The following is a 12,403-nucleotide window of genomic DNA, read 5'->3' as shown; positions in this document are numbered from 1 at the left end:
GCGATGAACGGGTGACAGGGCTCCGGTTCGCGGATGGCTCCGAAGTGGCAGCCGATCTTGTTGTCATGGCCGTGGGCATCCGCCCAAATGTGCAGCTTGCCAAGGACAGCGGAATTTACGTGAATCGCGGGATTGTTGTCAATGATTATATGGAAACAGACTTCCACAATATTTATGCTGTTGGAGAATGCGCAGAACATAGAGAAATCGTCTATGGCCTTGTTGCGCCATTATACGAACAGGGAAAGGTACTGGCGGCGAATCTTGCTGGAGTGGAAACCGCTCCATATGAAGGTACCATTTGCGGCACCCAGCTGAAGGTTTCAGGCTGCGACCTATTCTCCGCAGGAGAAATTGGCGATGATCCGGGAACAAAATCAATCAAGGTCCATAACGAATTTGACGGGGTCTACAAGAAAATTGTTATTCGCGACAACCGAATTGCCGGCATCGTCCTGTACGGGGATACGAAGGACAGCAATCGACTGTTTAGGATGCTGACCAAAAAAGAAGACGTCAGCGGCATGACGAGCGTGTCCATCCTTGAAGCGAGAGGCTGCTGCGGCGACGGGGATGCCAGCGATGTGGCGGCGATGGCAGACGATGAACTGGTGTGTGGCTGCAATGGTGTCTCAAAAGGAACAATCGTTGAAGCGATACGCACAAACGAACTTACAACAGTCGATGAAGTCGGAGCCTGCACGAACGCCGGACGTTCATGCGGACGCTGTAAATCCTTGATCTCTGATATTCTTGCCCATACGATTGGCGACCAATATGATACTTCAGCTAAAAAAGCAGCCATTTGCGGCTGTACAACGATGAGCAGGGACGAAGTAGTGGCGGAAATAAAGGCGAAAGGGCTGACAAATGTCAGAGAAGTCATGAATGTCCTTGGTTGGAAGCAGGAAGAAGGCTGCTCCAAATGCCGCCCGGCGATCAACTACTACCTCGGAATGGTCCATTTCGATGGCTATAAGGATGAGCGCGACTCAAGGCTGGTCAATGAAAAGATGCACGCCAACATTCAGAAGGATGGTACCTATTCAGTGGTGCCAAGGATGTATGGAGGAGTTACAACTGCAGCAGACCTGAAAAAAATCGCAGAGGTTGCGGAAAAATACGATGTTCCGCTCGTCAAATTGACTGGCGGGCAGCGGATCGGACTTTTTGGAGTGAAAAAAGAAGACCTGCCGGCGATGTGGGAAGAACTTGGAATGCCTTCAGGCTATGCATACGGAAAAACACTCCGTACCGTCAAAACCTGTGTCGGAGCAAAGTTCTGCCGCTATGGCACCCAGGATTCAATGGGACTCGGCATCGAACTAGAGAAAAAATTCGAACGACTTGATACGCCGCACAAAGTGAAAATGGGCGTGTCCGCATGCCCGCGGAATTGCGCGGAATCAGGCATCAAGGATATCGGCTTTGTAGGAGTCGACGGCGGCTGGGAAATCTATGTCGGCGGCAATGGCGGTACTGACCTGAGGGCAGCGGACCTGCTGATGACCGTCAAAACGGGGGAAGAAGCAATCGAGATCACTGGTGCTTACCTCCAATATTATCGTGAGAGTGCGGCCTACCTTGAAAGGACAGCTCCATGGCTGGAACGGATGGGACTTGAACACATCAAAGCGGTCCTGGAAGACGCCAAAACAAGGAATGAGCTGAGTGCAAGGCTGGATAAGACGCTCGAAAGATACATTGAGCCATGGCAAGAAGCAATCGAGAAAGCGGAAATCAAAGATAAATACTACCAGACAAGAAAAGTGACAGTTGAATAGGAGGCGAAAGAAGATGGAGAAAACCATGGTGAAGATCAAGGTTGCGGATTATCACTCCCTGCCTGAACGGGCAGGACAGACAGTCGCTGTCAATGAGGAGGAAATCATTCTGTTCCGTTTGACGAACGGTGAGGTGAAGGCCGTCGAAAATCACAGCCCTCACCGAAAAGGCGGGACGCTCACCGCAGCGCTTGTCAGCGGTCCGTACATCTACTGTCCCGTTTACGACCTTAAAATCTCTCTTGAAGACGGGAAAGTTCAAGCTCCTGACAAAGGCAAAGTCAAAACTTATCAAATTGAAGTCAGTGATGGGGACGTTTATTTAATCATTTAACGGTGAGGGAGCTCCCTCTCCGTTTGAAAGGATGTCAGCACAATGAAAAAAGGAAAAGCATTTTTAGTCGGAGCAGGGCCTGGAGATGTTCAATTGATCACTGTAAAAGGAATGGAGGCCATCAGGAAAGCGGAAGTGATTTTATACGACCGCCTTGCCAATCCTAAGCTGCTTGAATTTGCTCAGGAAGAATGCGAGCTGATCTATTGCGGCAAGCTTCCTGACCGTCATGTCCTTCGCCAGGAAATGATCAATGACCTCCTCGTCACCAAAGTGCTTGAAGGGAAAACCATTGTCCGGCTAAAAGGCGGCGATCCGGGAGTATTCGGACGGGTCGGCGAAGAAGCCGAAGCGCTTGCTGAACAAGGCCTTTCCTATGAAATTGTGCCTGGCATCACTTCAGGAATTGCAGCTTCTCTGTATGCCGGTATACCGGTTACCCACCGGGAGTTCGGGGAGTCTTTTGCGGTTGTCACAGCTCATGACAAATCGGCGGATGGCCAGCCTAAGCTTGATTGGCAGGGGCTTGCTTCAGGTGTTGACACCATCGCCTTTTACATGGGGATATCCAACCTGCCATTCATCTGCAGCAATTTGGTCATGCACGGCAAACCAGCGGAAACACCGGTCATTCTTATCCAATGGGGAACATTTTCCAGACAGAAGACCCTTGAAGGGACCCTGGCTGATATCGCGGAAAAAGCGAGAGTAGAAAATTTCACAAACCCTGCGATCACCCTTGTCGGCGACATCGTTTCTCTTCGCAGCAAATTGAACTGGTTCGAGAAGAAACCGCTGTTCGGCAAACAGATTTTGCTTGCAAGGACAGGTACTTCCGCGAGCAGGCTTGCGATGGAGCTGACGGAACAGGGGGCGGATGTAATTGAATTTCCGAAATGGAAGAAAATCAGGGTGCTTGCTGATATGCAGGTGATTCGTTCGGTTTCGGAATATGAGCAGATCCTGTTCACTTCACCTGATAGTGTCGACGACTTTTTTGGCACTCTATTCAACGAGGGAGTCGACATCCGGAAGGTCAAGGCTAACCTGTTCGGAAGTTCGGTAAAATCAATCCGTGCCCTGAATGGAAAAGGCCTGTTCGCTGAATTGGAGGAAAGCATGCCACGAAGCGGCAAGCTGTTGATTGTCGGCGATAGTGAATGCTCAGTTTTTTACGAGGATGCTGAAAAGTTCCTCACTTCGAAAATGGTTGTCGACGAACAGTACACCGCAATTTTTAACCGGATGATGGAAGAAGCGTCAATCAATACAGTGATCCTTCCGAGCAGCAGGGCAGCGAAGAAACTTGTTGCGGAAGGTTTGCTAAAAGAACGGGTCCCGCAGCAACTGCTGAACACAGCTGAAGTTGTCTGCATGGGTGAACGGACAGCAAGGATAGCTGATTCATTGGGTATCCATGTGGATACTGTCGTCAAAGCACCTGCGAATGAAGCAGTGATTGAGCACCTGGCGAAAAAAGAACAGGAATTGCTGGCATAATCAGCGTACGGCAGAAAGGATGGATAAGATGAAAGCAGCTGTATATATCGGCCATGGCAGCAGGTCTGATGAAGGGAACAAACAGTTTATTTCTTTTATAGAAGAGGTCATGGCAAAGACTCCCATGCAGGTGATAGCTTATGGATTCCTCGAAAATGCAAAACCTTCCGTGATGGAGGCTGTGGAAAGCTGCATTTGGAGAGGGGCCAGCGAAATTACTGTTATCCCCGTATTATTGCTTCCCGGGATCCATGTGAATGTTGATATACCAGAAATTCTTGAAACGGTAAAAGAAAAGCATCGGGACGTGGACATTCTATATGGAGAACCGATTGGCATCAACAGCATCATGGTGAAAATTATTGAGGATCGCTTGCGGGAGAAAGGATTTACTGGCAGCCTTGAGGAAGGTATCCTGCTTGTTGGCCACGGCAGCAGAGATCCGCTAGCAGCTGCGGAGTTTGAACAACTGCCGGTGAAGCTGCAGGACAAAATGGCTTCAGTCATCCATACTGCCTATATAACAACTCCTCCATTTTATGCGGAAAAAGTTTCTGAGCTGATGAACAGTTCCCTCCGTACTATTTACTTGCTGCCTTATCTGCTGTTCACGGGAGGCTTTGCTGTTAAAATGAAGGAAAGAACGAAGGAATTCTCAAGGCTTTCCTCCCAACAGGAAGTAGTTGTTTGTGAACCAGTCGGCTTTGATGACAGGCTGCAAGCTTTACTGGTAAAAAAAGCGGAGGACGCAGTGAGCTTTTGAAAGGATGAAACAGAGTGTATGCGATCAACCTGGAGTTGAGGGGCCGAAAAGCGGTCGTAATAGGCGGTGGCAAGGTCGCCGAGCGCAAAGCAGCAGGTCTGCTTGAAGAAGGTGCCGATGTGACAGTGATAAGCCCGATGCTTACGGATGGCTTGATGAAGTTGGCCGAGGATGGGAGTTTGTCCTGGCTTAAAAAAACTTTTTCCCCAGAGGATCTTAAGGAAGCGTTCCTGATTTTCGCTGCGACAGACAGCAGGGAAGTGAATCTCGCAGTAAAAGACAAAGCAGCACCTGGCCAGCTTGTCAATATTGCGGACGATCCGGCATTATCAGACTTTCAAGTGCCTTCTTTGTTAAAAAGAGGTAAGCTGTCTATCGCTGTTTCGACGTCCGGAGCAAGCCCCATCCTTGCCAAAAAAATCCGCAGCCAGCTGGAAGAAACCTTTGATGAACGGTATGAAGCCTATATGGAGTTCCTCTTTTTCTGCAGGAAGGCCATTCTGGCTGAAGTTAATGATGAGACAAAGAAAAAACAGCTGCTTGCAGCCATCACAGAGGGAAGTTTCCTCAATGACAAGGAGCGTAAGGAAAAGTTTGCAAAGATGTTAAAAGAAGCCAGTAAGTGAGGAAGACTTGTATCTTCTTCACTTTTTTATTGTTTATTGATAGGTTACTAGGAGACATAACATTATCATTAATAAGTGAATACTGCCGCTTTAAAAGAATTATTCTCCTCTATTCTCTTTAAGCTTCATTTTGGTTCAAGAGGGAGCTGTATCATAAGGAAATGAGGAGCCTTTTTGCTCCAAAGATCAGTAAATGATTTCTATGGAAAATGTAAAAAAGAAGGGAATTTAAGCGTAAAGTCGAAATTACTACATGAATCCTAGAGTGGCAGTTAAAAAAAGGGGGTAAAAACCATTATGCTTCAGGATCAGCCACTAGAATATATGATTAATTTGACCGTGTTGAACCTTAAAATGGACTTTTAAATAGAGAAGGGAATGGATTAAATGAATCAATTTCTTCAGATGGGAGCAAATACAGTTTTAAGTTCTCCAAAAGGGAATGTTACTGTCAGTTACGAAATATCTAATTCAATAGATATCTCCTTAACAGCTTTCCTTTTAACTAATTCAGACAAGGTACAAGGAGATAGCGGGATTATATTCTATAATCAACCAAATAGCCCTTCTGGTGTAGCTACCCTGATTCCATCTGAGAAAGTAGGTAATAAAAAAGTACATAAAATTAATTTTGACATGAGTAAAGTCCCTGAAGGTATTACTAAAATAGCTATAACTCTTACAGAGGATAATAGCACGGGATTTTCAAATGTAAAGAATTTAAAGGCAGAGGTATGTACCGATAATACTATAATCCAGTTAACCCCAACTAGTTTCACAAATGAAAATGGAATCGTAGTATTAGAATTATATCTGCGGAATGACCAGATAAAGGCAAAATCAATCTGGCGCGGCTTTGATTCTGGGCTTGAAGGGTTATGTAAAAATTACGGTGTTGAGGTTGAATCTGATGAGCAGAGCAAGCCTTCTGAACCTAAAACTATTCAAAAACAAACTATAAAAGAACCTGATAAGACTCTAACCGTTCCTGATAATAAAAATAGACAAAATACGTTTTCAACGATAAGCCTGGAAAAAGTAAAGGGTAAGATAAGTCTCGACAAAGGTAAAAAGCCAGTTATCATTGAAAAAACACCTGAAATTACTGCTACGGTATCTTGGAAGACTGGGACAGATTATGATATATATGCTTTAGTATATACAAAAGATGGCAGGCAGGTAGATGTAGCCATGTTTGGGGCGGAAGGAACACCTCCCCTCAGGAGTTTTGGCAACGGAGCAGTGGAACATATGGGGGATGTTAGGAGAGATAGTCGATCAACTAAGACAGAAGTAATTAAATTAAGGTTAAATGATGATATTATCGCAGTTGTTCCTGTGGTTTATTCTGCACAGTCAAATGGAACAGGCTCATTCTACAGATATAAGGTGTCCATGAGTATTGATAATCATAGTGGAACTTCTGTTACCATAAATGCTAAGAATGCAAATAATAATGACAGAATCTATTCTTGTGTGCCAGGAATACTTCATAATACGCAAGATGGAGTTATTATTAGTCCATTGGAGCTCTATAGTAAACCTAACTCAGAGAATAGACCTATACTTAGAATGGGTTCTTCAAATATGGTAGAAGTTATAATGGATAAAGGACCAAAAAATGATTACAAGTAGTCTAATAAAAAAGCTAGACAGCAGATTTTTAATCGTTATAGGGCATGTCTAGCTTACCTTTTTATCCTGGAGTACGGGACCTAATTGATCGGTTTTACTAGTTGGATAAAAAAACTAATAGCACCCTCCAATTTGATCTAGGGGTGCTGTTTTGTCTTGCTCAATATTCCCCTTTAATCACAAAAAAACGAGCCCCGAATGGTTCCAGCCAGTTTAGACTTTCTCATAGCAAACTTACACTTTCCTTCTAACTCCTTAGGAACCTCCATCCCCTCAGGAACCTTAAAACCAACTGCCCGCTTTTTAGGATCATCAACCGTATACATGACGTTGACGCCAAGCCCATCCTCATAAGATTCTTTTTCTAGGCAGGAATATCAAGGTCAGGGAAATGCCATAAGCATGGGGACGTATCTTATGCTTCCATTAACTTAGTGGGAGCAAAGGGTACGTCCCTTTGCTTTAATATGTTTTTTCAGGAGTGAACTGACCAATGCCTTTTAGTTCATAGTCGAAAAATTGAAGGATGAGTTTATTTTCTGTTTCGATGCTGTAGTATTTATCGATATCGGCTTTTCCGCCTTGCAGGATATTAGCAAGGATTGGAGAGAAAAGCGGCAGGTCGGTCAGGCTTAAATGCTTTGCACCTTTAAAATGAACAGTGAAGGCGTCATTGAATTGTTCATTATCGAGTTTGTTCGCTACATAAGTGGAGTTGCTGTCGAGCTGATTCCAAACATCGTCCGAATAAATGTTAAGCAGCGGGGTCGAGAAGGCCTCGCTTTTTGCCACGTAATCATCAATTTCTTTTTTATAAACAAGATCACTAAAGAACGGGGCATCAATATTTACTACTGCACGGATATCATCACGCTCTCTGCCCAGCCAGACACTGGCCGCGCCGCCCATTGAATGTCCGAATACACCAATTTTGTCGGTATCGATATGCTGATAAACAAAGTCATTGTCCGTTTTCGTTTTCGCAAGGATCGTATCAATGACAAAGTTCATATCGTCTGTCCGCTGCTTCATCCATTTTTGAATAAGTCCATAAGTTTCTTCCTTACTGTACACGCCTTCCTTATTGGCATTGCTTACTTCAAGATTATAATCTGAGTTGATCATGGTCTTCGTTCCATCTTCTGAAGAAGTGTAAAAGGAGTGATATGGATGATCGATTGAAGCAACTACATAACCGTGGCTGGCTAGCTCATTATACGTAGAGGCATTGCTTGTTTTTATACCTGAAGCTCCATGTGAAAACACCAATAGTGGGTATGATCCATCCGCATTTTCAGGATACCAGAATTCCACATTTACGAATCTGTTGGCCCCCGTGTCGGTAAATTCCTCAATCCGTTTTTTGTCAACGTAAGTGTAGGTAGCGGTTGAGACAGCATAGTCCCCTGTCACTTTTGGTGCTTTATGCTGCGGGAAAACAATGGCCGGTGCTGCTGTGAACACCAAGGCGAAAAGTATGAAAGTCGATTTCCACACAACAGATGAAGTTTTGTAATGTGGAGTTTTTTTACGAATGAGAGAAACCGCGCTCTTTAAGGCTAGGATAAAAAGAAATGCGGCAAGCATTACCCAGCGGAAGCTCCACTCAATAATCTGGGAAAGGGTGAGAATGACAAAGACTGCTAAGATACCGATTCGAATCCAACTCTTTAATTTTTTGTGGGTTTCTTTCGTAACGATACTGTAGACTGTAAAAGCTATTTCAAAAATCAAAGCAAGCAATAATAATAATGTTGCCATGGAAGTTACACCTTCGCTTTCGATTAATTTATTATGGACTCATCATAATAAACAGACAAAAGGAAGTATATAGAAATTCGGTAAGTTGTATCCATAGGCCAATAAGATGCAAAAAAGGCGGTAGGCTTACCAAGCCTGCCGCAAAATAACCCTGTGCAACACCACTGCCGCAGGATATTTATGACTAGTTATTTCCTTAATGCATTTAGCCTTTCGTTGATTTGTTGAGCTTCTCTTTGATCATTACGCCATGATAGCAGGCGGACGACTATGTAGATTACAGCAATTTGCAGGGCAAGAATGATTCCATCTGCTGCACTGTTCACAATCTCAAAAACACTGGCGAGGAAAATCAGTAATATCTCCAAAGCGAAAAAATGAATGGCGATTCTCAGGCGTATTTCCTTCTCGCTCATATCATTAGGAGAATACAAAATGAATCCGGTAACAGCACTTATGAATGAAAAGGCCATGAGAATGTAAATCGACTTCAAATCAAATGCCAGATTGGGGTCATACATTTGCCGCAAAAGAGTAATAATGATGATGATGGAAGCAAAGATGATTAAAAAATCCTTCATCATTTTTTGTGCGAATTGTGATAGCTTCATAATTTATCCCTCCATTTACATTCCAAGCATATTTTTAAGGGTAGGCACATACTGCCTTGATATGACAGCACGTTCCCCGTTATCAAGCACTGCTTCGAATCGGCCGCTTATGGTCGGATAAATAGAGGAAAGTTTACCGATGTTTAAAATAGTTGATTTGGATGCACGAAAACAGTTTGTTCCTATGCATAACTCCTCTAACTCATACAGCTTTTGTTTCACCTCAAATACACTGTCCTTGCAATAACTAAAAACCTTACCATCCACCGCCTCGAAATAATAGATATCACTAAGTCTGATGCGGTGAACTTTATCATTTTGATATCCAAGAATGATAAGAGGCTTAGTTTCCAGCCTGTTTACGATTTCATTTATTTCCTCATCCACCTCATGACACCTGATGAGGATTTCTTCCGCCAGTTCTTTATTTATTTCTTCAATATAAATTTTCATATCAACACCTGCTTGTGCACGGGGACGTATCCTGTGCTTCTTTTACAATCTTGCTTCCACTTAAGTAAATCTAAATACTTTTATTCGCCTTCTTGAATGAAAAAACCTCTTTCTTCACGGGGACGTATCTCCTGCTTCAGCTAGTTTGTTAAGGTTGATGGAAGCAAAGGAAAGTACGTCCCTTGCAATAGGAAGCAAAAGGAACGTCCCTGCGCTTCTGTTTAAAAAACGGAACATGTGGTTAAAATTGGTATTAAAATCGATGAAGCATAGGGACGAATCCAATGTTTCCGGTAATTTAGTTGGATTATGGGAAGCAAAAGAAGCGTCCCTCTGCTTCCGTGACAGCGCTTCTCACTTTTTTTATTTTCTAAAATAGTCTATAATTATCAGATAATAGTAGATATTTCAATATATCAATCATTATAATAGATATTGTATGGTTTTTATTTGTGACGGAAATGTTTTGTGCCTAAGTAGCACCCTTTGCTTTCGACAACACCTGAGCGGGAGTGCCTACTCCTTTTTTCAAATATAGGGGATGAGGAAGGTTATAATGAGCAGCATTCAGAAAAAAACAGACGTTATCTTAATTGGTGCCGGAGTCATGAGCGCGACTTTGGGATCATTATTAAAAGAATTAGCACCGGAATGGGAAATTAAAGTGTTTGAGAAACTCGCAAACGCAGGCGAAGAAAGCTCTAATGAATGGAACAATGCAGGTACGGGGCATGCGGCACTGTGCGAGCTTAACTACACAAACGAAAAACCAGACGGATCCATTGATATTAGCAAAGCAATAAATGTTAATGAACAGTTCCAGCTTTCAAGACAGTTTTGGTCTTATCTTGTAAAGAGTAATCTAATTCGTAATCCGCAAGACTTTATCATGCCAATCCCTCATATGAGTTTAGTTGAAGGGGAAAAAAATGTAACGTTTTTGAAAAATCGTTTTAAAGCGCTTTCAAATATTCCCCTGTTTCAAGGGATGGAATATTCCGAGGACCCTGAAAAACTGAAGGAATGGATTCCGCTTATCATGGAGGGCCGTACATCGAATGAACCGATTGCGGCAACGAAAATCGATTCTGGAACGGATGTTAACTTCGGCGCTTTATCACGCATGTTGTTTGACCATTTAAAAAGTAAAAATGTTGAGATAAACTATAAGCATAGTGTTAAGGATATTAAACGTACGAGCGACGGCTCATGGGAACTGAAAGTGCAAAATCTAGAAAGCGGTATAACCGAACATCATACAGCAAAGTTCGTCTTTATCGGCGGTGGAGGCGGGAGCTTGCCTTTACTGCAAAAGACCGGTATTCCTGAGTCTAAACATATTGGCGGATTCCCAGTCAGCGGTCTATTTATGGTATGTAAGAATCCGGAGGTCGTAGCGCAGCATCATGCAAAAGTATATGGTAAAGCGAAGGTAGGAGCTCCTCCAATGTCGGTACCGCATCTTGATACAAGATTTATCGACAACAAAAAAGCATTGCTGTTTGGACCATTTGCTGGCTTCACACCAAAGTTCTTAAAAACGGGTTCAAATTTGGATTTGATCGGGTCTGTAAAACCGAATAATGTCATCACTATGCTGGCGGCTGGCGTCAAAGAAATGGCGTTGACAAAATACCTGATTGAACAAGTTATGTTATCGCATGAAAAGCGAATGGAAGAATTACGCGAGTTTATTCCTAACGCCAAAAACGAGGATTGGGAAATTGTAGTAGCCGGACAACGTGTACAAGTTATCAAAGATACTGATGCTGGTAAAGGAACCCTTCAATTTGGTACGGAGGTTGTGAGTGCCGCTGATGGCTCGGTAGCCGCATTGCTTGGCGCTTCTCCAGGTGCATCTACTGCGGTTCACGTTATGCTTGAGGTATTAGAAAAATGCTTCCCTGAACAAATGTTTGAGTGGAAATCGAAAATTCAAGAAATGATTCCTTCTTATGGCGTGTCACTTGTGGACAACCCAGAGCTTTTCCAGGAAATCCATGCTTCAACTGCGGAGACGCTTGGACTTAATGGAAAAGAAATGGCGTATAGTTAATTCATTAGAACCTTTGATCCATCTTTGGATTGAAGGTTCTTTTTTCATTTTACCAGTTAGATTGGCAGGGATATTTAACTCCTGATACAAAAAGCACCCTATAAAATAGACCTTTTTTCAAAGTGCCTACTCTATAAGGTACAATACCCCTGTTTAATTAAGAGGTTGTCTTTTATCAAACTGTCCAGCAATTCTTTTAAAGCGTCCTACAAGCGGGATGACAATGATACCGGCGATTACGACCTGCATAACGTTGCCGGGCACGGATCCGAATGGCTGGATCCAGTTACCATAGAGAATTACTTCAGTAAAATAGTAGCCAACAATTTTAATAAGAAGTGCAACGGCAACTGCCAGTGTGTTTACAACCACTCTATTGCCTGGTACCTTCTCAGATATAAGGCCGGCTGTAAAGCCCATTGCGCCTACGATGACGAAAGTAAATGGCGCCCACAGTGCCCAACCTGAGAGGACATCGAACAAGCCCATTCCAAAGGCGCCTGCAATGGCTCCTGTTTTCCTGCCGTATACAAGGGCTGCGATAAAAAGAGGGACGTTACCTAAATGGATCAGGCCTCCGTTGCCCATTAATGGGAGCCTTAAGTTAATGAACATTGTGGCAGCAAGAGTCAATGCGATGAAAAGTGCATTGATGACTAATGTTTGTGTTTTAGTCGTTTGTGTCTTGGCGAATGTTTGATTCATATACAAACCTCTTTCTTTTTTTTTATATTACCATAATTATAGACTGATTAATGAACATTTTCGTTCAGCTTAGTACTTGTGCTTCGCTTTCATACTTCTTTTCTGACTGATCGACAACTGCAGCCCCAACCACATCTCCAATTACGTTTGAAGCCGTCCCTGCCATGCCAATAAT

At 43.4% G+C, this 12,403-nt stretch carries 11 protein-coding genes and 1 pseudogene; 7 read left to right on the top strand and 5 right to left on the bottom strand.

Features of this window, described 5'->3' with window-relative positions; translation table 11 throughout:
- The 6 genes from nirB to WB217_RS00735 all read left to right on the top strand — a co-directional run.
- Positions 1-1,784, top strand: a 1,784-nt coding sequence (gene nirB / locus WB217_RS00760; RefSeq protein ID WP_423989716.1) for a nitrite reductase large subunit NirB, incomplete at its 5' end; no start/stop codon positions are given.
- A gap of 13 nt (positions 1,785-1,797) precedes the next feature.
- On the top strand, positions 1,798-2,118 hold the full coding sequence (nirD, locus tag WB217_RS00755; RefSeq protein WP_423989714.1) for a nitrite reductase small subunit NirD: 321 nt from the start codon (positions 1,798-1,800) through the stop codon (positions 2,116-2,118).
- Between the two features lie 42 nt (positions 2,119-2,160).
- A complete protein-coding gene (gene cobA, locus WB217_RS00750) occupies positions 2,161-3,618 on the top strand; it encodes a uroporphyrinogen-III C-methyltransferase (RefSeq protein WP_423989712.1) in 1,458 nt (485 codons plus the stop codon).
- Positions 3,619-3,637: 19 nt separating this feature from the next.
- Positions 3,638-4,381 carry a sirohydrochlorin chelatase gene (locus tag WB217_RS00745; protein WP_423989710.1) on the top strand — a complete coding sequence of 248 codons (744 nt, stop codon included), beginning with the start codon at positions 3,638-3,640 and terminating at the stop codon, positions 4,379-4,381.
- A 14-nt stretch (positions 4,382-4,395) separates the two neighbouring features.
- On the top strand, positions 4,396-5,007 hold the full coding sequence (locus WB217_RS00740; RefSeq protein WP_423989708.1) for an NAD(P)-binding protein: 612 nt from the start codon (positions 4,396-4,398) through the stop codon (positions 5,005-5,007).
- Between the two features lie 387 nt (positions 5,008-5,394).
- The gene (locus WB217_RS00735; RefSeq protein WP_423989706.1) at positions 5,395-6,642 is read left to right on the top strand and encodes a TerD family protein; all 1,248 of its coding nucleotides are present in this window, start codon (positions 5,395-5,397) and stop codon (positions 6,640-6,642) included.
- A 160-nt stretch (positions 6,643-6,802) separates the two neighbouring features.
- Here WB217_RS00735 and WB217_RS00730 read toward each other — a convergent pair.
- The 4 genes and pseudogenes from WB217_RS00730 to WB217_RS00715 all read right to left on the bottom strand — a co-directional run.
- A pseudogene (locus WB217_RS00730) lies at positions 6,803-6,995 on the bottom strand (phage tail protein); the annotation flags it as partial.
- Between the two features lie 109 nt (positions 6,996-7,104).
- A complete protein-coding gene (locus WB217_RS00725) occupies positions 7,105-8,403 on the bottom strand; it encodes an alpha/beta hydrolase family protein (protein WP_423989704.1) in 1,299 nt (432 codons plus the stop codon).
- A 188-nt stretch (positions 8,404-8,591) separates the two neighbouring features.
- Entirely contained in the window at positions 8,592-9,014 is a 423-nt protein-coding gene (locus WB217_RS00720) for a DUF3021 family protein (protein ID WP_423989702.1), read from the bottom strand.
- A gap of 15 nt (positions 9,015-9,029) precedes the next feature.
- Positions 9,030-9,467, bottom strand: coding sequence for a LytTR family DNA-binding domain-containing protein (locus tag WB217_RS00715; RefSeq protein WP_423989700.1), 438 nt, complete (start codon positions 9,465-9,467; stop codon positions 9,030-9,032).
- A gap of 556 nt (positions 9,468-10,023) precedes the next feature.
- Here WB217_RS00715 and WB217_RS00710 point away from each other — a divergent pair.
- On the top strand, positions 10,024-11,523 hold the full coding sequence (locus WB217_RS00710) for a malate:quinone oxidoreductase (RefSeq protein WP_423989698.1): 1,500 nt from the start codon (positions 10,024-10,026) through the stop codon (positions 11,521-11,523).
- Between the two features lie 153 nt (positions 11,524-11,676).
- On the opposite strand, the gene WB217_RS00705 is transcribed toward WB217_RS00710, so the two are convergent.
- Complete coding sequence (locus WB217_RS00705) at positions 11,677-12,228, bottom strand: ECF transporter S component (RefSeq protein ID WP_423989696.1); 552 nt, start codon at positions 12,226-12,228, stop codon at positions 11,677-11,679.
- Between the last annotated feature and the right edge of the window lie 175 nt (positions 12,229-12,403).

Source organism: Mesobacillus sp., from assembly GCF_049588175.1.
In the GTDB taxonomy this organism is placed as follows: Bacteria; Bacillota; Bacilli; order Bacillales; family Cytobacillaceae; genus Mesobacillus.
The sequence above is the reverse complement of the archived record's forward strand: the minus strand, read 5'-3'. Positions and strand labels throughout refer to the sequence as shown.

Excerpts from the sequence above, each read along its gene's own strand:
- nirD (WP_423989714.1), top strand. The coding sequence starts at position 1,798 with ATGGAGAAAACCATGGTGAAGATCAAGGTTGCGGATTATCACTCCCTG.
- cobA (WP_423989712.1), top strand. The coding sequence starts at position 2,161 with ATGAAAAAAGGAAAAGCATTTTTAGTCGGAGCAGGGCCTGGAGATGTT.
- WB217_RS00745 (WP_423989710.1), top strand. The coding sequence starts at position 3,638 with ATGGATAAGATGAAAGCAGCTGTATATATCGGCCATGGCAGCAGGTCT.
- WB217_RS00735 (WP_423989706.1), top strand. The coding sequence starts at position 5,395 with ATGAATCAATTTCTTCAGATGGGAGCAAATACAGTTTTAAGTTCTCCA.
- WB217_RS00725 (WP_423989704.1), bottom strand. The coding sequence starts at position 8,403 with ATGGCAACATTATTATTATTGCTTGCTTTGATTTTTGAAATAGCTTTT.
- WB217_RS00720 (WP_423989702.1), bottom strand. The coding sequence starts at position 9,014 with ATGAAGCTATCACAATTCGCACAAAAAATGATGAAGGATTTTTTAATC.
- WB217_RS00715 (WP_423989700.1), bottom strand. The coding sequence starts at position 9,467 with ATGAAAATTTATATTGAAGAAATAAATAAAGAACTGGCGGAAGAAATC.
- WB217_RS00710 (WP_423989698.1), top strand. The coding sequence starts at position 10,024 with ATGAGCAGCATTCAGAAAAAAACAGACGTTATCTTAATTGGTGCCGGA.
- WB217_RS00705 (WP_423989696.1), bottom strand. The coding sequence starts at position 12,228 with ATGAATCAAACATTCGCCAAGACACAAACGACTAAAACACAAACATTA.